This is a genomic window from Aeromicrobium sp., from assembly GCF_050700635.1.
In the GTDB taxonomy this organism is placed as follows: Bacteria; Actinomycetota; Actinomycetes; order Propionibacteriales; family Nocardioidaceae; genus Aeromicrobium.
In genome coordinates, this window is sequence record NZ_JBOHDT010000089.1 from 1 (window position 1) to 20,519 (window position 20,519).

The 20,519-nt window shown below is 69.0% G+C and carries 21 protein-coding genes; 14 read left to right on the forward strand and 7 right to left on the reverse strand.

What is annotated here, in order from left to right; all coding sequences use genetic code 11:
- The coding region (locus ACRDPN_RS06900) for a vitamin K epoxide reductase family protein (RefSeq protein WP_431446638.1) at positions 1 to 569 on the reverse strand (569 nt) is incomplete at its 3' end.
- Positions 570 to 619: 50 nt separating this feature from the next.
- Here ACRDPN_RS06900 and ACRDPN_RS06905 point away from each other — a divergent pair.
- Positions 620 to 2,083: a flavin-containing monooxygenase gene (locus ACRDPN_RS06905; RefSeq protein ID WP_431446639.1), complete on the forward strand. Its 1,464-nt coding sequence runs from the start codon at positions 620 to 622 to the stop codon at positions 2,081 to 2,083.
- Here ACRDPN_RS06905 and ACRDPN_RS06910 read toward each other — a convergent pair.
- On the reverse strand, positions 2,055 to 2,570 hold the full coding sequence (locus ACRDPN_RS06910; RefSeq protein ID WP_431446640.1) for a hypothetical protein: 516 nt from the start codon (positions 2,568 to 2,570) through the stop codon (positions 2,055 to 2,057). The genes ACRDPN_RS06905 and ACRDPN_RS06910 overlap by 29 nt on opposite strands.
- A 47-nt stretch (positions 2,571 to 2,617) precedes the next feature.
- On the opposite strand from ACRDPN_RS06910, the gene ACRDPN_RS06915 reads away from it, so the two are divergent.
- Both ACRDPN_RS06915 and ACRDPN_RS06920 read left to right on the forward strand, forming a co-directional pair.
- Positions 2,618 to 2,797 carry a hypothetical protein gene (locus ACRDPN_RS06915; RefSeq protein WP_431446641.1) on the forward strand — a complete coding sequence of 60 codons (180 nt, stop codon included), beginning with the start codon at positions 2,618 to 2,620 and terminating at the stop codon, positions 2,795 to 2,797.
- On the forward strand, positions 2,778 to 3,071 hold the full coding sequence (locus ACRDPN_RS06920; RefSeq protein WP_431446642.1) for a response regulator transcription factor: 294 nt from the start codon (positions 2,778 to 2,780) through the stop codon (positions 3,069 to 3,071). The genes ACRDPN_RS06915 and ACRDPN_RS06920 overlap by 20 nt, the downstream gene beginning before the upstream one ends.
- A 10-nt stretch (positions 3,072 to 3,081) precedes the next feature.
- Here ACRDPN_RS06920 and ACRDPN_RS06925 read toward each other — a convergent pair whose 3' ends face one another.
- A complete protein-coding gene (locus ACRDPN_RS06925) occupies positions 3,082 to 3,861 on the reverse strand; it encodes a DNA-formamidopyrimidine glycosylase family protein (protein WP_431446643.1) in 780 nt (259 codons plus the stop codon).
- Positions 3,861 to 8,342, reverse strand: coding sequence for an ATP-dependent helicase (locus ACRDPN_RS06930; RefSeq protein WP_431446644.1), 4,482 nt, complete (start codon positions 8,340 to 8,342; stop codon positions 3,861 to 3,863). The genes ACRDPN_RS06925 and ACRDPN_RS06930 overlap by 1 nt, the downstream gene beginning before the upstream one ends.
- A 112-nt stretch (positions 8,343 to 8,454) precedes the next feature.
- Between ACRDPN_RS06930 and ACRDPN_RS06935 the strand changes: the two genes are divergently transcribed.
- Complete coding sequence (locus tag ACRDPN_RS06935; protein WP_431446645.1) at positions 8,455 to 9,480, forward strand: DUF3048 domain-containing protein; 1,026 nt, start codon at positions 8,455 to 8,457, stop codon at positions 9,478 to 9,480.
- On the opposite strand, the gene ACRDPN_RS06940 is transcribed toward ACRDPN_RS06935, so the two are convergent.
- The gene (locus ACRDPN_RS06940) at positions 9,474 to 10,166 is read right to left on the reverse strand and encodes a TetR/AcrR family transcriptional regulator (RefSeq protein WP_431446646.1); all 693 of its coding nucleotides are present in this window, start codon (positions 10,164 to 10,166) and stop codon (positions 9,474 to 9,476) included. The genes ACRDPN_RS06935 and ACRDPN_RS06940 overlap by 7 nt on opposite strands.
- A 137-nt stretch (positions 10,167 to 10,303) precedes the next feature.
- On the opposite strand from ACRDPN_RS06940, the gene ACRDPN_RS06945 reads away from it, so the two are divergent.
- Complete coding sequence (locus ACRDPN_RS06945) at positions 10,304 to 10,816, forward strand: hypothetical protein (protein WP_431446647.1); 513 nt, start codon at positions 10,304 to 10,306, stop codon at positions 10,814 to 10,816.
- A gap of 72 nt (positions 10,817 to 10,888) precedes the next feature.
- Here the strand turns inward: ACRDPN_RS06945 and ACRDPN_RS06950 are convergent, their stop codons facing one another.
- Positions 10,889 to 11,647: a MerR family transcriptional regulator gene (locus ACRDPN_RS06950; RefSeq protein ID WP_431446648.1), complete on the reverse strand. Its 759-nt coding sequence runs from the start codon at positions 11,645 to 11,647 to the stop codon at positions 10,889 to 10,891.
- A 17-nt stretch (positions 11,648 to 11,664) separates the two neighbouring features.
- Between ACRDPN_RS06950 and ACRDPN_RS06955 the strand changes: the two genes are divergently transcribed.
- From ACRDPN_RS06955 to ACRDPN_RS06970, 4 genes are read left to right on the forward strand one after another with little or no spacing between them, the layout of a single operon-like run.
- The gene (locus tag ACRDPN_RS06955; RefSeq protein WP_431446649.1) at positions 11,665 to 12,213 is read left to right on the forward strand and encodes a YqgE/AlgH family protein; all 549 of its coding nucleotides are present in this window, start codon (positions 11,665 to 11,667) and stop codon (positions 12,211 to 12,213) included.
- A 31-nt stretch (positions 12,214 to 12,244) separates the two neighbouring features.
- A complete protein-coding gene (locus tag ACRDPN_RS06960) occupies positions 12,245 to 12,520 on the forward strand; it encodes a DUF3039 domain-containing protein (RefSeq protein ID WP_431446650.1) in 276 nt (91 codons plus the stop codon).
- Positions 12,513 to 14,192 carry a DEAD/DEAH box helicase gene (locus tag ACRDPN_RS06965; protein ID WP_431446651.1) on the forward strand — a complete coding sequence of 560 codons (1,680 nt, stop codon included), beginning with the start codon at positions 12,513 to 12,515 and terminating at the stop codon, positions 14,190 to 14,192. The genes ACRDPN_RS06960 and ACRDPN_RS06965 overlap by 8 nt, the downstream gene beginning before the upstream one ends.
- A gap of 49 nt (positions 14,193 to 14,241) precedes the next feature.
- Positions 14,242 to 16,698, forward strand: coding sequence for a hypothetical protein (locus ACRDPN_RS06970; RefSeq protein WP_431446652.1), 2,457 nt, complete (start codon positions 14,242 to 14,244; stop codon positions 16,696 to 16,698).
- Here ACRDPN_RS06970 and ACRDPN_RS06975 read toward each other — a convergent pair.
- A complete protein-coding gene (locus ACRDPN_RS06975) occupies positions 16,682 to 17,989 on the reverse strand; it encodes a nicotinate phosphoribosyltransferase (RefSeq protein ID WP_431446653.1) in 1,308 nt (435 codons plus the stop codon). The genes ACRDPN_RS06970 and ACRDPN_RS06975 overlap by 17 nt on opposite strands.
- A 22-nt stretch (positions 17,990 to 18,011) precedes the next feature.
- Between ACRDPN_RS06975 and clpS the strand changes: the two genes are divergently transcribed.
- The 5 genes from clpS to ACRDPN_RS07000 all read left to right on the forward strand — a co-directional run.
- Positions 18,012 to 18,308, forward strand: a complete 297-nt coding sequence (gene clpS, locus ACRDPN_RS06980) for an ATP-dependent Clp protease adapter ClpS (RefSeq protein ID WP_431446654.1) — start codon at positions 18,012 to 18,014, stop codon at positions 18,306 to 18,308.
- Positions 18,305 to 18,904, forward strand: coding sequence for a DUF2017 domain-containing protein (locus ACRDPN_RS06985; protein ID WP_431446655.1), 600 nt, complete (start codon positions 18,305 to 18,307; stop codon positions 18,902 to 18,904). Before clpS ends, ACRDPN_RS06985 begins: the two co-directional genes overlap by 4 nt.
- A gap of 19 nt (positions 18,905 to 18,923) precedes the next feature.
- Positions 18,924 to 19,400 (forward strand): Mov34/MPN/PAD-1 family protein, encoded by a 477-nt coding sequence (locus ACRDPN_RS06990; RefSeq protein WP_431446656.1) that lies wholly within the window; start codon positions 18,924 to 18,926, stop codon positions 19,398 to 19,400.
- Entirely contained in the window at positions 19,400 to 19,672 is a 273-nt protein-coding gene (locus ACRDPN_RS06995) for a MoaD family protein (protein ID WP_431446657.1), read from the forward strand. The genes ACRDPN_RS06990 and ACRDPN_RS06995 overlap by 1 nt, the downstream gene beginning before the upstream one ends.
- The coding region (locus tag ACRDPN_RS07000) for a PLP-dependent cysteine synthase family protein (protein ID WP_431446658.1) at positions 19,669 to 20,519 on the forward strand (851 nt) is incomplete at its 3' end. The genes ACRDPN_RS06995 and ACRDPN_RS07000, both read left to right, overlap by 4 nt.

The following is a 20,519-nucleotide window of genomic DNA, read 5'->3' on the forward strand; positions in this document are numbered from 1 at the left end:
ACGTACCAGAGCGCGACGATGAGGACCGACCAGTTCGACATGAACCGCGTCAGCGCACTTCGCGGGGCGATGCTGCGCAGGTTGCACGCCGTGACGTACACGAAGATCGGGATCATCACCGCCCACACGACCATGCAGTAGGGACACAGCAGGTCGAGCCGGTAGATGCTCTGGAACTGCAGCCACGTGACGAAGCCGATGCCGAACAGCACGCCGACCTGCAGGCCTCCCCAGACCACACGGCCGAAGCCTCCGCCGGTCCACAGGATCACCCCGAGCGTCATCACGACGCTGAAGCCGATGATGCCGAGCAGCGAGTTCGGGAACCCGAACGCCTCAGCCTGCGCGGAGTCCATCACGCCTCCGCAGCTGACGAAGGCGCTGAAGTCGCAGCTGAGCGCCGACTCCACGCCGTCGATCTTGTTCTGCAGCAACGTGAACTTGTCGACCGTCAACAGCAAGGCTGCGGCCAGGCCGATCGCGCCGGCGATCGTCATCAGGACATGAGGAGACCGGTGGTCGTCCCATTCGGTGTCGAGTGGGACGTCGGTCTCATCGGTGGCGGTCACAGGTTGATCCTAGTTAGTCTCACCCCACCTACTCCCCTCGGAGGTTTCCGATGACCGACCACGTCGACGTGTTGATCGTGGGCGCCGGACTGTCCGGCATCGGGGCTGCCTACCGACTGCAGACGATGTGCAAGGGCAAGACGTACACGATCCTCGAATCTCGGTCGGCGTCCGGCGGAACCTGGGACCTGTTCCGCTACCCCGGAATCCGCTCCGACTCCGACATGTACACGCTCAGCTACCCGTTCAAGCCCTGGACGCATGGCAACGCGATCGCCGACGGCGAGGACATCCGCAGGTACATCCACGAAACCGCTCACGAGAACAAGATCGACCAGCACATCCGGTTCGGGCACCGCGTCACCCGCGCGTCGTGGTCGTCCGAGGAGGCGCTCTGGACGATCGAGGCGACGAATGATGAGCGACCGGTCGTGATCACGGCGTCGTTCCTGTTCCTGTGCAGCGGCTACTACAACTACGACGCGGGATTCACGCCGGAGTTTCCCGGCCTCGAGGACTTCCAGGGCGAGGTCGTCCACCCGCAGTTCTGGACCGACGACGTCGACTACGACGACAAGGAGGTCGTCGTCATCGGGTCCGGCGCCACCGCGATCACGCTCATCCCGTCGATGGCCGACCGCACGAAGCACCTGACGATGCTGCAGCGTTCGCCGTCCTACATCATCTCCCTGCCGCAGGATGATCCGATCGCCTCGTTCCTGCGCAAGGTGCTGCCGCTCGGGCTCGCCCATCGGCTGACCCGGCGCAAGAACGCCGCCCTCGCCATCGGTTTCTATGTCTTCGCCCAGCGTTTCCCGAGACTGGCGTCCAGGCTCCTCATCGGGGCAGCTCGCAAACGGCTGCCGGACGACTTGGACCCGAGGCACCTGACGCCGGACTACAACCCCTGGGACCAGCGCCTGTGCATCGTCCCGAACAGCGATCTGTTCCGCACGATCCGCCACGGCAAGGCGTCCATCGTCACCGATCACGTCGCGCAGTTCACGAAGACCGGCATCGACCTGGAGTCCGGCGACCATCTCCCTGCCGACCTGGTCATCACCGCGACCGGCCTGCAGGTCGTGGCGTTCGGCCAGATCGAGATGGATGTCGACGGCGAGAAGGTCGACCCGCACGAGAAGTACGTCTACAAGGGCATGATGTTCAGCGGCCTGCCGAACTTCGCCTGGTGCGTCGGCTACACGAACGCCTCCTGGACGTTGCGGGCCGACCTGACGATGCAGTACGTGTGCCGACTCATCAACCACATGGACGCGAACGGCTACGCATTCGGAATGCCGGACCCGACGGGCGCCGAGGGCGAATCGGCCCCCCTGCTCAATCTCCAATCGGGCTACATCAAGCGCGTTGCCGGGATGCTGCCGCAGCAGGGCAGCAACTCCCCGTGGACGATTCGCCAGAACTGGTTCCTCGACTCGAGGGACAGCCGGCGCGCCGATCTCGACGAGGCGATGGTCTGGACGGTTAGGAAACCGGTCGCTGTAGCTGGCTGATCGCCTCCGTTTCCGTGGCGGAGGCGCGTACCGCGCTCATGCCGACGGCGGCCCAGGCGGCGTAGCTCGAGAGCAGGAAGACGTCGTGGAACGGGTCGGTGCCCACGGCCATCGCAAGCGAGCCGAGGATGGCCGTGGCCAGCACGCCGATCCGAGCCACGCGCAGCCCGGGCTCGGGCTTCATCGCCCGCCACCACACGATCCCACCGACCAGCTGAGCGAGGAACCCGGCCAGGAACAGGACGAAGGACGCTTCGTTCGGCTCGCCGCTGGCGGCGGCGGTGAGGCCGTATGCGAGCGCGAACAGGACCTGGAAGGTGCAGCCGGCCAGAAGGACTCGGCGACCCGCTCGGCCAGAACGCGTCGTGCTCAGCGACGGGAACACCCGCCCGATGTCCACGATGATGCTTGCGACCAACGCCCAGCCGATGAGCTGGCAGATCGCGAACACCAGGTGCCCGCTGTCGCCGAACGACGGCCAGACCATCTCTGCGACGACGGGAAGGATGAGGGCGCCGGCGGCGATGATCGCGCGTGGCCACGCGGGAGCTGCAGGCTGCGGGCACCGGGACCAAGGTCGTCGTCCTGACGACGTTCGACGCCGACGCCAACGTGCAGGAGGCTCTCGCAGCGGGCGCCAGCGGTCTTCTTCTGAAGGACGCGCCGGCCGGACAGCTGGTCTCGGCGATCCGGGGTGGCCGCAGCTGCCGGTGATGCGGTTCTGGCCCGGCCGGTGGCCAAGAGGATGGCCGAAGAGCTCGCCCGTCGCACTCCGCAATTGACCGTTGACAGTCTCGACGTCCTCACCGATCGAGAGCGGGACGTGCTCGCCCTGATGGCGGAAGGCTGCTCGAACGCCGAGATCGGAGGTCGGCTCTACATCGGAGAGGGGACGGTGAAGACGCATGTGGCCCGTATCCTCATGAAGCTCGGGGTGCGCGATCGCCTGCAAGCCGTGGTGATGGCGTACCGCTCGGGACTCACCTGACTAGGTCGGGTCAGGTCTGGCAGTGCGGGCACCAGTAGGTGTTGCGCTGCCGGACCGGATCGTCGCCCAGTACGCCGCGCTGCACGGTGGTGCCGCAGCGCCGGCACGGTCGGCGGTCGCGGTCAAACACCCAGTGGGTCTCCCGTGCGCGGGTGTTGCCAGTGAAGGTACGCGCGGCTCGTTCGCAGTTCGCCTCGATGAGACGCTGCCCGCGCTCGATGACGTGGGCGACATCGGTGATCTCGCCGACCGGCCGGGTGGGCAGGAGGCCGTGCAGGAAGCAGAGCTCGGTGACGTACTCGTTGCCGAAGCCGGCGAGATTGCGCTGGTCGTGCAGGGCCAGGAAGACGGGACGGTCGGGGTCGGCGGTCACCCGGCGCACGGCTTCGTCGAGCGACCAGTCGCGGCTGAGAAGATCTGGTCCGAGCCACGCCATGGCGTCGGCCTCGGCGACACGGTCGAGAACCTCGACCAGACCGAGCGAGAACCCGACCGCCTGATGGTCGGTGTTCTCGAGCACCACGCGAGCGGTGTGCGCGGGACGTCGCCACCGGCCGTTGGGAGGGTAAACGTGCCAGACGCCCTCCATCTTGAGGTGAGTGTGTAAGGACACGTCGCCGGCGCGGACGAACAGGTGCTTGCCCCGGCTGACGGCGTCGTCGACGGTGACGCCGCGGAGGTCGAGCGTGGCCCACTGCGGAACCCGGACGTCGGAGCGGGTGAGCGGGCGACCGGCCAGCGCGTCGTGCAGATCTCGTGCGGTGCGCCAGACGGTGTCACCTTCGGGCATCAGGTGGTTCTTGAGCCTGTCGAAAGACGCAGGCCCTTCGGGTGCGGGACGAACCCGGCCTCACGCAGCGCCTCACCCAGAGCCGTGGGCCCGACCGACTTGCCGCCGGACGTCTCTACGGTGAGACGCGGCACCCGGCCCGTGCGCACGAGCTCGGCAAGTGCCGTGGCGGCCGGGACGAGCCGGCGGGGGTCGTCATGCAGGACGAGGACCTTGCGGCCGCCCCTCTCCAAATAGAGGACCGCATGGCCGTCGTGGACGACGGCCAGCGAGCCGGCCTTGCGAGCCGGCCGGTGGCGGGACGACTCGTCGGCGTCGACGACGTCGGGCCAGGGAAGTGCCGCGCCGAACGGGTTGGCAGGGTCGGTGGCCGCGAGCACCAGTGCGGGAACGTCGGCGGCCTCGCCATCGTCATCGCGCTGGTGTGACCGCATTCGATCGACAGTGGCGGGTGACGCGAACTGGGCCGCTCCGAGCGTGTCGATGTAGTAGCCGCGCAGACAGGCGCCGGTCTGCTCGAGCTCGCGGAGGACCCGGTAGGTGGCGGCGAATCCGCCGGGGGTCTGCTCGGCGACGACCGAGCCGCGGGTGACGACTCCGTAGCGCGCGAGCAGCGCCTCGGTGCGAGAGAGCTGCAGCTTGGTCGGGTCGGTCTCGGCCGGGTCGAGACGGAACCAGCGACCGGAGACCGTGGGTGGCCCCTGTTGTGCCAGCCGTGGTGAGGCGGCCCGCCCACGGCCGGACCGCAGACGTGCTCGGGGCGACCGCGACGACGAACGGTGCGCACCCCGACCACCGAGCGTCGCGCGGACCGGGGCGAAGGTGTCGCCGGCCACCCGGCCAGACCAGATGAGCTGCCACAGCGCATCCGCCACGAGTGCGTCGTCGGTCTCGCCGATCGCCGAGGTGAGCTGCCGGAACAGGAACGCGCCGCCGCCTTCGAGCGCGTCGAGGATGGACTCGCCGACGACGTCGGGCTCCGGAACATCGCGCAGGACCGGGAGGACGACGTCCGCCGGGTGGAGCTGGACCCATCCGTCCCTGCCAGGCAGCGTTCCCGCGCCGGTCCAGACGACCTCGCCGGTGCCGAGCAGCTCGTCGAGCATCGCGGGGGAGTAGTCGGCCACTCGGGCCGGAAGCACCAGGCTCTCCCACGCCGAAGCCGGCAACGACAGCCCGGCCAGCTGGTCGATGGCCGCGAGAACGCCCTCGGCGCCACGGTTGCGGCCGCCGACTCCCTGCCATGACGGGAGGAAGCGCGCGAAGGCGGCCGGCTCGACCGGTTCGACCTGCTTGCGCGCAGCCGCGAGCGACCGACTGCGCAGTCGTCTGAGAACACCGGGCTCGACCCACTCGCTGCCGGTGGCCTGGGGACGGAACTCGCCTCCGGTGAGGCGTCCGTCGCGGGCGAGACGACGCAGGACGTCCGATACGACGGCCGTGCCCAGGGCGAACCTCGCTGCGGCCTCGGCGGTCGTGAACGGACCGTGCGTGCGGGCGTGCCGCGAGAGCAGATCGGCGAGCGGGTCGTCGACGCTTACGAGGTGGGCCTCGGCCACTCCCAGCGGGAGCGCAGCACCCAGGGCGTCGCGCAATCGTCCGGCGTCCTCGACCGCCGCCCAGCGCACCTCCCCGCCGACCGGAACCTCGATGGCCCGCCGGGCGTCGCGCAGTTCCTCGAGCAGCGGCTGTGCCTCGCCCTCGGAGATCCGGCGCTGAACCTCGTCGGCGGTGAGCGGTCCGAGCAGACGCAGCAGGTCGGCCGCACCCTCGACTCCGGTGACGCGGCGATCGTCGGCCAGGCGCTGCAGCTCGGACTCGGTGCGCTCGATGACCTCGGGGTCGAGCAGCTCGCGCAGCTCCGCGCGTCCGAGGAGCTCGGCGAGCAGCGTGGGATCGAGGGTGAGTGCTGCGGCTCTCCGCTCGGCCAGCGGGGTGTCGCCCTCGTAGAGGAACGACGCCACGTAGCCGAACAGCAGGGTCTGGGCGAACGGCGAGGCGCGTTCGGTGGTGACCTCGGCGATCTGGATCTCGTGCGACGCGATCCGCTGGGTCAGGGCGGCGAGCGATGGCAGGTCGTAGACGTCTTGCAGGCACTCGCGGACGGTCTCGAGCAGGATCGGGAAGTCCGGGTACTTGCGGGCGACCTGGAGCAGCTGCGCGGACCGCTGACGCTGCTGCCACAGTGGTGCCCGCGCGCCGGGGTTGCGGCGCGGCAGCAGCAGGGCACGGGCCGCGCACTCGCGGAATCGCGAGGCGAACAGCGCGGACCCGCCGACCTCGATGGTGACGATCTCGGTGAGCTCATCGGCGTCAAACTCGAACAGCTCGGCGCCCGGCGGATCGCCGCCGGTGTCGGGAAGCCGCGCGACGATGCCGTCGTCGGAGGCGACCACCGACCCGTCGATTCCGAAGCGCTCGATGACGCGGGCGCCCACCGCGAGGGCCCAGGGGGCGTGGACGCGGCGGCCGTAGGGCGACAGCAGGACGACGCGCCAGTCGCCGAGCTCGTCGCGGAACCGTTCGACGACGAGCGTGCGATCGGTGGGCACGATGCCGGTGGCTTCACGCTGCTCGCGCAGGAACGCGGTGAGGTTCGAGCCGGCCCGTGGATCGAGGTCGCCGGGAGCCTCGCCCTCGAGCGAGCGCCGGACGTAGTCGCCGATTGCGGCACCGAGCTCGTAGGGGCGCCCGATGGTGTCGCCCTTCCAGAACGGCAGTCGCGCCGGCTCCCCGAACGCGGGAATGACGACCACGCGATCGTGGGTGATCTCCTGGATGCGCCAGCTGGTGGCACCGAGGGCGAAGACGTCGTTGATGCGTGACTCGTAGACCATCTCCTCGTCGAGCTCCCCGACCCGCCGACCTCCCGCGCCTTCGTCCGCGCCTTCGGCGAGGGTGACGGCGAACATGCCACGGTCGGGGATGGTGCCCCCGCTGGTGACGGCGAGGCGCTGGGCGCCGGGGCGGCCGGTGAGCGTGCCGGCGTCGCGATCCCAGACGACCCGTGGACGAAGCTCGGCGAACTCGTCGGACGGGTAGCGGCCGGCCAGGAGGTCGAGCGTGGCGTCGAAGGCGGAGCGCGGAAGCGTCGAGAACGGTGCGCTTCGCCGGACGAGGTCGAACCACTGCTCGACGTCGAGCGGCTCGAGGGCGGTCGCGGCGACGGTGTGCTGCGCCAGGACGTCGAGCGGGTTGGCCGGGACGACGAGCTGCTCGATGAGCCCGTCGCGCATGCGTTCGGCGGTGACGGCCGCTCCGACGAGGTCGTGGCGTGACGTGGGGTAGACGATGCCGCGCGAGATCTCGCCGACCTGGTGCCCGGCGCGCCCGACACGCTGCAGCCCGCTGGCCACCGACGGCGGCGTCGAGGTCTGCACGACGAGGTCGACGGCTCCCATGTCGATGCCGAGCTCGAGGCTCGAGGTGGCCACGACGCAGCGCAACCGACCCGACTTGAGGTCGTTCTCGATGAGCTCGCGCTGCTCTTTGCTGACCGAGCCGTGGTGGGCCCGCGCGAGGACCGACTCGGCACCCTTTCCCTGTGGGCTCCCGCCCATGAGCTGGGCCGGCGCCCGCGCGGACTCGGCTGCCGCGATCCCCTCCCGCTCGGCCCACGCCTCGTTGAGCCTGGCCGTGAGCCGCTCGGCGAGCCCGCGGGAGTTGCAGAACACGATCGTGGATCGAACCTGGAGCACCCGGTCGAGGAGGTCGTGCTCGACATGGGGCCAGATCGATCCGTCCTCACCGAGGTCGGTCATGTCGTCGACCGGGACGGTGACGTCGAGCGCGAGGAGGGACTCGCTCTCGGGCGCCACGATGCGCACGGGCGCGCGAGCGTGCAGGAAGCGGGCGACCTCGTCGTGCGGTCGCACGGTGGCGCTCAGGCCCACCCGGCGAGCCGGGCGCTCCAGCAGGCCGTCGAGTCGCTCGAGCGAGACAGCGAGATGGGCGCCCCGCTTGGTGCCGGCCACCGCGTGGATCTCGTCGACGATGACGGTGTCGACGTCGCGCAACCAATCGCGCGCCGACGACGTGAGCATGAGGAACAACGACTCGGGCGTGGTGATGAGGATGTCGGGCGGGTGTGAGACCAGCCGCCGTCGCTCCTGCTGAGTGGTGTCCCCTGTTCGGACCCCGACTCTCACCTCTTCGAAGGTCTCGCTGCGGCGTGCGGCCGCTTGAGTGATGCCCACCAGAGGGGAGCGGAGGTTGCGCTCCACGTCGACTGCCAGGGCCTTGAGCGGCGAGATGTAGAGCACCCTGGTGCCGGCGGCGTCGGTGGGTTCATGAAGCAGGCGGTCGATGCTCGACAAGAACGCGGCCAGAGTCTTGCCCGAGCCGGTGGGCGCCACCACCAGCACGTGGTCGCCCCGGTCGACCGCGTCCCAAGCTCCGACCTGCGCCGGGGTGGGCGCGGCGAAGGCCTGCGAGAACCACTCGTGCGTCGCAGGCGCGAAGCGGTCGAGCGCGTCGGACATGCGTTCATGGTCGCAGCCCCCTCAGACAGGCGCGCAGGGTACAAGCGCCATTCGAGTGGAACAGCAGGGCCCCTGCCCGGTCGACGGCATCGGCTGCGGCATGCTGGGCCGTATGAAGTTGCGACTGCTCGCACCGGCCGTTGCCGTGGCGCTCCTGCTCGGAGGCTGCACGGACGACGGCGGGTCCCCCTCCGATCCGTCCGCCTCCAATGGTGAAGGCAAGAAGCTCGTCGAGATCTCGCCCCTCACCGGAAAACCCCTGCCGGACGGCCGTCCGGACAATTCGGTGTTCGTCGTCAAGGTCGAGAACACTCCCAGCGGTGCTCCGCAGTACGGACTCGACAAGGCCGACATGGTCGTCGAGGAGCTGGTCGAGGGCGGCCTCACCCGACTCGCCGCGTTCTTCTACTCGAACCTGCCGAAGAAGGTCGGGCACGTGCGGTCGATGCGCACCACCGACATCGGCATCGCGAAGCCGGTCGCCGGCAAGATCGTCGCCTCGGGGGGTGCACCCTCTGCCGCAAGGCGCATCAAGAACGCCGGCATCAACACGTTCACCGAGAGCAGCCCGGGTTTCAGCCGCGACGCCAAGGCGGCTCCCTACAACGTCGTGGTGAACCTGAGCCAGCTGAGCTCCACAGCGAAGGGCCGGGCCATCCCCGGCCCGTACCTGAACTGGACGGCCCTGAAGGGGTCGGACACGTCGACGCCGACACCTGAGACGACCGACTCGGCATCCTCGGCTCCCGAGCCGAAGAAGGCGAAGAGGGTCTCGGTGCGCTTCTCGAACTCCACCACCACGAACTGGGCGTTCTCGGGCGATCACTGGAAGCGCAAGAACGGGCACGCCGCACCTGGACAGGACTTCAACCCCGACACCCTGGTCGTGATGTTCTGCAAGGTCACCGACGCCGGCTATCGAGACCCGGGTGGCAGCGCTGTGCCCGAGACGGTCGTCAAGGGCTCGGGACGGGCGGTCGTGCTGCACGACGGCACCGCCACCGAGGCGAGATGGAACAAGAAGGGCCTCGGGAGCACGGTCAAGTTCGAGACCAAGGACGGGGAGCCGCTCACCATCGACCCGGGCAAGACCTGGCTGTCGATGGTGCCGAAGGGCAAGGGCGGGATCGACTACTGACCGGCGACTGACGTCGCGGCCTCCTCGACCTGGAGACCGAACGAGGGCAGGAGCCGCATGCCGGCCAGGATCGCCCCGATGGTGGCCTGCACCTCCGCTGCGGCAGCATCGGGGTCGTCGGCGTCGGCGACGTACTCCGATGCCGACCGGATGGCCCCGTAGAAGACGATCGCGAACGACTCGCTGAGCTCTTGGCCGCCGCCGAGATCCTTCAGGAGCGCGTCGACGGTGCGCTGGACAATGCCCAGCGACGCGGCCTTCTCGGCCTCGGTCCAGCGCTCGTGCCCGAGCGCCACCGGGCCCTCCTGCAGGACGATGCGACGGAACCGCGGCTCGCGGCACACGTCGAGGTAGGCCCGCAGGCCGACCTGGGCGCGCTCCCACGGGTCCTTGGTGCGCTTGATCTTTTTTTCGATCTCCCGCGTGGTCTTCTCCTGGAGACGGTCGAAGACGCTCTCGAAGAGGGCCAGCTTGCTCGGGAAGTGGTGGTACAGCGCTCCTTTGGTGACGCGGGCTGCTGCGACGACCTCGTCGAGCGACGTGCCGGCATACCCGTGATCGGTGAACAGCTGGGTGGCGTTGTCGAGCAGAGCGCGCTTCGTGCTCGAGGAGTAGTCCTGCCGCCTGGACGTCTTGCGTGCGGCGCGGATGACCTTCCCCGGGCTCACCTTCGCTGTGCTGGCCATAGGGCCTCATCGTACGTGTGTGCTGGTGGTGAGCGTCACATGGCGAGAGTTTGCCTCGTCCATGAGCGGGTCACATACTGAAAGTACGTACCGAGAGTATGGAAATCGGTTCGACGGGATAGCAAAGGAGCAAGCCCATGACCTGGGATGCCTACAACCGTCGAAAGCCCGTCCTGCGTGACGTGCTCGCGATCGCCGACCGGCGTCGCGACATCACCGCGGACGAGGCCTTCGAGATCGTGCCGGAGGCGAAGAACGTCTTCTCCGGCACCACTGACCTGCTGCTCGACGCGCAGCTGCTTTGGTTCCAGCGCCTGAACGGCCAGATGGAGCGCCAGCTCACCGAGGGGTCCAACACATCCCCCGAAGCGACCGCCATCGACGCGTGGCACGCTGCCGCCGCCGCCATGCCCGGCGCCCGCACCCTGCTGGACACGAACCTGCGCCGACCCGAGATGGCCAAGGCGCTTGCCAACGAGCACTCCTTTGTGGCGATCGCCGCCGGCGTGCCGGACGAGCACCCCGAGCTCGAGGCCCGCGGCCGGTTCGTCGTCGAGAAGGCCCGCGACACGATGGTCTACGACTTGCCGACCGAAGGGGAGGCCACCAGCGGCCTGATGGCCCGCCTGCGTCACGCACTCGCTGCCTGACGCTCACCGAAACCACCCCGCCCCGGCGCCCACTCCCTCCCTCGAGGGCGCCCGGGGCGGGGTTGCTTTTCGCTAGGCCCGGTCGAAGGCACCGAGCTCGTTGAGCTTCTGGCCGATCTCCCGGTCGATGGACTCACTGAGCTGACTGCGGAAGATACCGAGTGTCACCTGGCTGGCCACCGGGAGCAGGCTCTCGACGGCTTCGAGGATGTGCGGCCACTCGTCCTCCGGCAGGCCGGCATCGAGGAACGGCTGGAAGATCTCGCTCGCCACCTTGGACACGAATGCGTCCGCGATCTCGCGCAGGTTGGTGGCGAGCAACGGGAACAGGCTGATGACCGTGTTCGGATCGAGTCCCAGTGCGACAGCCGCGGCACCGGCTCGCACCACCGTGGGCTGCAGGAGCCGGACCTTCTCGTCGTCGAGCCACTTCACCAGGTGGAACTCGCCCAGGGCCTCGATGAGCCGGTCGTCGCGCGGGACTCCGGCCAGAGCGGCCAGCGCGTCGCGCGACATGACCTCGGGCACGGGGTCATGGTGCGGCTCGTCGAGCAGTCGGAGCAGGTCGAGGGTGTGACCTGCCGAGGTGCGGGGGCTTCGGCTCACCGCACGCTCGACGGCGGCCAACGTGTAGCCGCGGTCGATGAACTCGCGGATGAGCTGCAGACGCTGCAGGTGCTCGAGCGTGTAGTAGCCGGTCCGGCCCTCGAGTCGAGGTGCCTCGATGAGGCCGCGGCTCGCGTAAGCCCGGACGTTTCGAACGGTCATCCCGGCCCTTGCTGCCAACTCGTCGACGGTGAATTCCTCGGGTACCGGCGGGTGGTCGGGCATGTGGGCATCATAGAGGCATGGACACGCTCCGAGGCCGGCTGCTCGTGGCCACCCCGGCCATCGACGCGGGTCCGTTCCTGCGCAGTGTGGTCTTCATCCTCGACCACGATGGCGACGGCGCACTGGGCGTCATCGTCAACCGTCCGCTCGACTCCGACGTCGACGAGGTGCTTCCGTCCTGGGGCGCCTACGTCAACGCCCCAGTGTGCCTGTTCGACGGCGGCCCGGTGGCGATGGACTCCGCGCTGGCGGTCGGCGTGCTCGGTGACGGGCTCCCGCCGCTGGGTTGGCGGCAGATGGCCGGTCGCGTGGGCCTCGTCGACCTCGAAGGGCCGCTGCCGGTCAATGGCGAGTTCGCCGGACTCCGGGTCTTCGCCGGCTATGCGGGATGGGGCGCGGGCCAGCTCGAGGATGAGCTGCTCGAGGGATCGTGGGTCGTCGTCGACGCGCTCGAGTCCGATCTCAGCTCACCACAGCCCGAGATGTTGTGGCGCGAGGTGCTGCGACGCCAGCATGACGACGTGCGCTTCTGGGCCACGTTCCCGCCGGATCCCGGCGCCAACTGAATCTCGCTCACGGCGGGGCTAGGATGTTTGGGTGGCATTCTTCGGACGCGGCACCCAGACCGTTCACGACGAGCGCACCGAGCTGCGCACGGAGGACGGCGACCACGAGCGCTTCTCGCACTACGTCCCTTCGGACAAGCTGACCGAGGCGATGGTCATGGGCACCCCGGTCGTGGCGCTGTGCGGCAAGGTGTGGGTACCCAGCCGCGACCCGCAGCGGTTCCCCGTCTGTCCGGAGTGCAAGGACATCTGGGACTCGATGGATCCGGACGACGACGGCGAGGGGGACACCCCGAGCGATGCGTAGCCAGACCCTTCGGGCCTGGCAGCGTGAGGCGTTCGAGCTGTACCAGCGCGCGCAGCCGCGCGACTTCCTCACGGTCGCCACGCCCGGTGCCGGAAAGACCACGTTCGCCCTCACCGTCGCCGCCGACCTGATCCACCGCGGCGTCGTCGAGCGCGTCGTCGTGGTGACACCCACCGACCACCTCAAGACCCAATGGGCACTCGCAGCGGCCGGCGCCGGCATCCCGATCGACCCCGTGCTCACGGGCTCGCTCGGACGCGAGTTCGACGGCTTCGCGGTCACCTACGCGGGACTGTCGGTGAACCCGAACGCGTACCGGGTGCGTATCGAGGCACGGCGGACGATGGTCATCCTGGACGAGGTGCATCACGCCGGCGACGCGATGACCTGGGGTGAAGCGGTGCAGGAGGCCTGCATGCCGGCGACGCGGCGGCTCGCGCTCACCGGAACGCCGTTCCGGTCCGATGCCAACCCGATCCCATTCGTCACCTACGCACCGCAGGACGACGGCACGCTGCAGAGTGTTGCCGACTACGGCTACGGTTACGGCTCCGCATTGCGCGACGGTGTCGTGCGGCCGGTGCTGTTCATGGCCTACTCGGGTCAGATGCACTGGCGCACACGCGCGGGCGACGAGGTGGCGGCACGGCTCGGCGAGCCGCTCACCAAGGACGCCACGGCGCAGGCCTTGCGCACCGCCCTCGATCCGCAGGGGTCGTGGATGCCGTCCGTGCTGCAGGCTGCTCACACTCGACTCCAGGAGGTGCGGCGCGACGTTCCTGACGCCGGTGGCCTGGTCATCGCCAGCGACCAGGAGTCGGCCCGCCGGTACGGCGAGCTGCTCGCCGAGATCACCAACGAGGTGCCCACCGTCGTGCTCTCGGACGAAACGGGAGCCAGCGAGCGCATCGCGAACTTCTCGGCCGGCATGACGCCGTGGATGGTCGCGGTACGGATGGTCAGCGAAGGCGTCGACATCCCGCGGCTGTCGGTCGGGGTCTATGCCACCACGACGGCCACGCCGCTGTACTTCGCCCAGGCTGTCGGCCGCTTCGTCCGCGCTCGTCGCAAGGGCGAGACGGCGTCGATCTTCGTGCCCAGTGTGCCGGCGGTGCTCGCCCTGGCCAGCGACCTCGAGGCCGAGCGTGATCACGTCATCGGCCGGCCCGTCCAAGACGAGGCCGACCTGTTCGCGGCCGAGGCCGAGCTCCTGGCCCGAGCCCAGGAAGGTGAGCGGGCGAGCGATCAGCTGGGTGAGTACCGCGCTCTCGGGAGCGACGCGTCCTTCGACCGGCTCGTGTTCGAGGGCGGCGAGTACGGAGGCATCGACGTCGACGACGACGAGCTCGACTTCCTCGGCATCCCCGGGCTGCTCGACGCCGACCAGGTGGCTGACCTGCTGCGCAGTTCCCGGGCCGAGCGGTCGAAGGGGCAAACGACGAAGCGTGCTGCCGAGATCGGACGTGACGTCGTATTCGAGCAACGACGCGAGCTGCGGCGGGAGCTGCACGTTCTGGTCGGCGCCTGGCACCACCGCACGGGCCAGCCGCACGGCGTCACGCACAGTCAGCTGCGTACCAAGTGCGGCGGCCCGCCCGCCGCACAGGCATCGCCCGACCAGCTGCAGGAACGTATCGACCTGCTGCGCCGATGGGCGCTGCGGGCATCGTGACCTCCGAAGGGCTCCCGTCGTTGTGACCGGTGAGTAACCGAGGAGTTCCATGCGCGGTCTGCGGCACCGACACGTCTGGCCACTGTCCATCGCGATCACCACGATCGCCATGACGATGGCGACCTTCCCCGCCTACGTCACGTGGGCCGAGCAGTTCCACGGACGGACGGAGACAGATCTCAAGAACGCCATCTCGCGCGCACCGCTCACCGACGAGACCGAGGACCCGACCACCGCGGTGCAGGCTCTCGCCCACCGCGACGCGGTCAGTATGCAGCGCGCCGAGGGGGACCCGGACCTCGTGCCCACCCGGAGCGCTGAGCCGCGTCCGCATGCCAACGTGCCCCAGGACCGGTACGCGATGGCCGGCAGGTGCTACGCCCTGCGGTCATCGACCAACGGCAAGTGGGTCGTCCGCTCTGGCAACGGCTACGAGGCGACGGCAGCCGACGCGGCCGGTGGGGAGCCCTTCCACTTCCAGGCGACGGACCTCGGCAGCTACCTGCTCTGGGATGCTGGCAAGAAGTTCCTCGGCTCCTCGCTACTCGGCGTGACGGCCGACACCACTCCGAGCAAGACGTCCGACTGGACGGTCACGCAGTCGGGCCGGCGATTCACCTTCACCCAGCCGGCGGAGAAGCGAGAGCTGGCCGTGACGTCATCGGGGCGGCTCGCGACGTCGGAGGCGACACCCTTCGAGCTGCGCCGGACGACCGGCTGCCGCGCGTGGCCCGAGGTCGAGGTGAACGTCAAGGGGGCGCCGTTCGGCGGCACGTCGACCCACCAGGAAGTACGGGGCTACCTCGACGGGCACACCCACGGCATGGCCTTCGAGTTCCTCGGTGGCGACGTGCACTGCGGGCGTCCCTGGCATCCCTACGGGGTCGAGGCCGCCCTCAAGGACTGCCCGGACCACGAGGGGAACGGCGCCGGTGCCGTGCTGGAGAACTTCACCCGCAACGGCTCGCCGGTGGGTACGCACGACCCGGTCGGGTGGCCGACCTTCAAGGACTGGCCGGCGCCGGACTCGCTGACGCACGAGGGCACGTACTGGAAGTGGCTGGAGCGGTCATGGCGCGGCGGTCAGCGCATCCTGGTGAACCTGTTGGTCGAGAACAACAAGCTGTGCGAGCTGTACCCGATCAAGCACAACTCGTGCGACGACATGGACTCCGTGCGGTTGCAGGCCGCGGACATGCGCAAGCTCGAACGCTACATCGACGCCCAGTACGGCGGCCCGGGACGAGGTTGGTACCGCATCGTCACCGATCCCTTCGAGGCCCGGTCGGTCATCAACGCCGGCAAGATGGCCGTCGTCACGGGAGTCGAGACGAGCGTGGTCTTCGGCTGCACGATGAAGCGCGACATCCCGCAGTGCGACACCGGCAGCATCGACCGCCAGCTCGACGAGCTCCACGACCTCGGCGTCCGTCAGATGGAGCTGGTGAACAAGTTCGACAACGCCCTGTCCGGCGTCGCCGGGGACTCCGGCACCATCGCTCCCTTCGTCAACTCGGCCAACTTTGCCGAGACCGCCTCCTTCTGGGACATGCAGAAGTGCCCGAATCCGGAGCCGGGTGTTGAGGACCGCACGCAACTGACCTCCGTGCCGGGCGACACCCCCGCCCAGGACGAGCTGTTCGGCGCCATCGCGAAGCTCCAGCTGGGGGGCGTCCTGCCGGTGTACCCGGGCCCGCCCACGTGCAACACCCGAGGGCTGACGTCGCTGGGCGACCACACGATCGCGCGGATGACGGCGAAGCACATGATCTTCGACCCCGACCACATGAGTGTGAAGGCCCGCAAGTCCTCGCTCGATCTCACCGAGGAAAAGGGGTACTCCGGCGTCATCTCGAGCCACTCGTGGTCGACGCCGGACGCCTACCCGCGCGTCTACCGAGCAGGTGGCGTCATCACGCCTTACGCCGGCGACAGCGCGGGCTTCGTCGACAAGTGGAAGAAGCACCTGGAGTGGGCCGACCCGCGCTACTACTTCGGCTTCGGGTACGGCGCCGACATCAACGGACTCGGCGCACAAGGTGACCCCCGTGGGGCGGACGCCCCCAACAAGGTCACGTACCCGTTCACCGGGCTCGGCGGGGTCGAGATCGACAAGCAGGTCAGCGGACAGCGCACGTACGACCTCAACGTCGACGGCGTGGCCCACTACGGCCTCTACCCCGACTGGATCGAGGACCTGCGCAAGCAGGCTGGTGACGCGATCGCCGACGACATGGCCCGTGGTGCCGAGGCCTACCTGCAGATGTGGGAGCGCGCCGAGGGCGTCACGAACGATGCGTGCCGCGACCCCGATGCAGCCAAGCGCGACACGGATGTCTCCGGCATCGCCAAGGGATCGACCGTCGAAGAGGTGCTACGGACCGCGGGCCAGCCGCACCGGCGACTCGACGACGAGTTCGTCTACTGCACCAAGACGTCCTCGGGCACCGAGAATAACGTCACGGTGATGTTTGACGGGTCGGGCAGGGTCAGCTCGACGGGCTGAGGCCTTCGAAGACGGTCTCGATCACCGGCTCGCCGCGGGAGAGCTTCCGGGCGTCATCAGGGAGCTCGTCGATCGCGGCCCGATGGCGGGTCCGTGCGGCATCGAGCGAGTCGTGGTGGACGCGTCGTCCGGCCTCGATGAGCGGCACGAGCAGGCTGCGGTCGTCGCCGTCGTCCGTGGGTGGCTCGCCAATGCCGATGACTTCCGCCTGGGCGGTGCCGGACGCCGATCGTCGGCGCAGCGACCACTTGCGACCGCCGACAGACAGCTTCTCGGTGCTCTCCTTGGCCACCGGAACGAGCGTGCCGGAGTCGTCCTCGCGGGCCACGAGCTTGTAGACGAAGCCGCTGGTGGGAGCCCCGGAGCCGGTGACCAGCGCGGTACCGACTCCGTACCCGTCGACCGGCGCCGCTGCGAGCGAGGCGATCGCGCGCTCGTCGAGGTCGCTGGTGACGACGATGCGGGTCCGGGTGGCGCCGAGGTTGTCCAGCTGGGCGCGGACCTGGCGAGCCAGTGAGACGAGGTCGCCGGAGTCGATGCGCACCGCGCCGAGCCCAGGGCCGGCGACCTCGACGCCGACGCGGACGGCCTCGGCGATGTCGTACGTGTCGACCAGCAGCGTCGTGCCTGCGCCGAGCGATTCGACCTGCGACGTGAATGCGTCGCGCTCGGCGTCATGGACCAGCGTGAACGAGTGGGCGCTGGTGCCAGCCGTGGGGATGCCGTACGTGCGGCCCGCCTCGAGGTTCGACGTGGTGGCGAACCCGGCGATGTAGGCCGCTCTGGCTGCGGCGACGGCGGACCACTCCTGCGTGCGTCGTGATCCCATCTCGATGCACGGGCGGTCGCCGGCAGCCCCGACCATGCGGGCGGCGGCCGAGGCGACGGCCGAGTCGTGGTTGAGGATCGAGAGCAGCAGGGTCTCCAGCAGCACCGCCTCGGCGAACGTCCCCTCGACGACCATGACCGGCGACGACGGGAAGTAGGCCTCACCCTCCGGGTATCCCCAGATGTGGCCGCCGAATCGATAGGAGGCGAGCCACTCGGCGGTGACGCCGTCGACGATGTGGTGTTCGCGAAGCCAGGCGACCTCGGCCTCTCCGAAGCGGAACTCCTCGAGGGCGTCGAGAACGCGACCCGTGCCGGCCACGACTCCGTAGCGGCGTCCGGGCGGGAGCCGCCGCGCGAACAGCTCGAAGACGGATCGGCGGGTCGCGGTGCCGTCGGTCAGGGACGCCTGCAGCATCGTGAGCTCGTAATGGTCCGTGAGCAAGGCGGTCGATGCGAGCACGCGACCACCCTAGGATGGATGCGTGAGCACGCCGACCCCCGTGGAGATCGACGAGCCCGACGTCGATGACGTCGTCGAGCTCGAGAATCCGTGGGTCACGATCGTCTGGAACGATCCGGTGAACCTCATGTCGTACGTCGCGTACGTGTTCCGCAACTATTTCGGCTACACCGAGGAGAAGGCCACCAAGCTGATGCTCGCCGTCCACCATGAGGGCAAGGCGGTGGTGTCGAGCGGAAGTCGCGAGCAGATGGAGCGTCACGTCCAGGCGATGCACGAGTACGGGCTGTGGGCCACGCTGCAGCGGGCGGACGTGTGAAGCCGTTCAAACGCCGCCGCCGCGGCGGCCTCGTCGCCACGTTCGAGCCCGGAGAGGCGCACGTCATCGCGAACCTGACCAGCCAGGTCGTCGAGCTGCTCCGCGACCGCAACGGCGAGTCGGCGTCCGATCCCGACCCGTTGGCCGGCGAGCTCGGCCTGGCCGGCGGTCCCTCGCTGCCGCCGGACGATCCGGTATTGCAACGCCTTCTCCCCGACGCCTACCGTGACGACGCCGACGAGGCCGCGGAGTTCCGACGTTTCACCGAGCGGTCGCTGACGTCGGCCAAGGTCGCCAGCGCCGAGACGGTGCTCGAGTCGCTCCGCAAGGCCGGCCTCGACGACACATCGTTCGATGAGGACGGCGCCGAGGGGGAGGAGGAGTCGATCGAGGTCGAGCTCGACCCCGAGGCCGTCCAGGCATGGCTCCGCACGCTCACCGACGTCCGACTCTCGCTCGCCGTGCGGCTCGGCATCGAGGCCGACGAGGACGCGATACTTCTTCACCAGTCGGACGACGAGGCCGTCATCGCCATGACCGAGCTGTACGACTGGCTCGGCTACGTGCAGGAGACGCTGGTCACCGCACTGGGTTGAGCGTCGATAGGCTTGACCGGTGCTCCTCATCGACCGTGCCACGCACGACGCCATCGTCGAGCACGCCCGTCGCGATCATCCCGATGAGGCGTGCGGAGTCGTCGCGGGTCCGGTCGGCTCCGACCGTCCCGCACGGCACGTGCCGATGCTCAACGCGGCGATGTCACCCACGTTCTACGAGTTCGACTCCGTCGATCTGCTCAAGCTCTACCGCGACATGGACGACAACGACGAGGAGCCGGTGGTCATCTATCACTCGCACACGGCCACCGAGGCGTATCCGTCGCGCACCGACATCTCGCTCGCCCAGGAGCCCGGCGCCCACTACGTGTTGGTCTCCACCCGCGACGGCGCAGATGTGAGCGGCCCGGTCGACTTCCGTTCCTTTCGCATCGTCGACGGCGATGTCAGCGAGGAAGAAGTGAGGGTCGTCGAGCGTTACGACGACGACGCACCCCAGACTCCTACGACTCAGTCAGAGAAGAGAGCCAACTGATGGCCATCGAGGTCCGCATCCCGACCATCCTGCGCACGTTCACCGACGGCGAGCGTGCCGTCGACGGCAAGGGCGCCACCGTTGCCGAGCTCATCGAGGATCTCGAGGCGAACCACGCTGGCATCAAGGAGCGGCTCATCGAGGAGGGCGGCATCCGGCGGTTCGTCAACGTCTACGTCAACGACGAGGACATCCGCTACACCGGTGGTCTCGACACGGCGATCGCCGACGGCGACACCGTCGTCATCCTTCCCGCTGTGGCAGGCGGATGACCCGCTACGAGTCTCTGGTCGACTCGGTCGGAAACACGCCGCTCGTCGGCCTCCCGACGCTGTCGCCGTCGGAGAACGTACGGCTGTGGGCCAAGCTCGAGGACCACAACCCCACCGGTTCGGTCAAGGACCGGCCGGCGCTGCGCATGATCGAGCGCGCCGAGGAGGAGGGGCTCCTGTCGCCCGGCGCCACGATCCTGGAGCCCACCAGCGGCAACACCGGCATCTCGATGGCGATGGTCGCCTCGATGCGCGGATACCGGCTGGTCTGTGTGATGCCCGAGAACACCTCCGAAGAACGGCGGCAGCTGCTCCGGATGTGGGGCGCGGAGATCGTGCCGTCGCCTGCGGCCGGCGGCTCCAACGAGGCCGTGCGGGTAGCCAAGGAGATGGCGGCAGAGCATCCCGACTGGGTGATGCTCTACCAGTACGGCAACCCGGCCAATGCCGACTCCCACTACGCGGGCACGGCCCCAGAGATCCACGCCGACCTGCCGACCATCACGCATTTCGTCGCGGGTCTGGGCACCACAGGCACGTTGATGGGTGTCAGCCGGTACTTCCGCGAGCACCAGCCAGACGTGCGCATCGTGGCCGCCGAGCCCCGCTACGGCGAGCTCGTCTACGGGCTGCGCAACCTCGACGAGGGATTCGTCCCCGAGCTCTTCGACGACTCGCTGATCGACTCCCGCTTCTCCGTCGGCCCGCGCGACGCGGTGCGGCGGGTGCGTGAGCTGCTCGATCTGGAGGGCATCTTCGCCGGGATCTCGACCGGTGCCGTGCTGCACGCCGCGATCGCCCAGGCCCACCAGGCCGTCAAGGCGGGCAGGAGCGCCGACATCGTGGC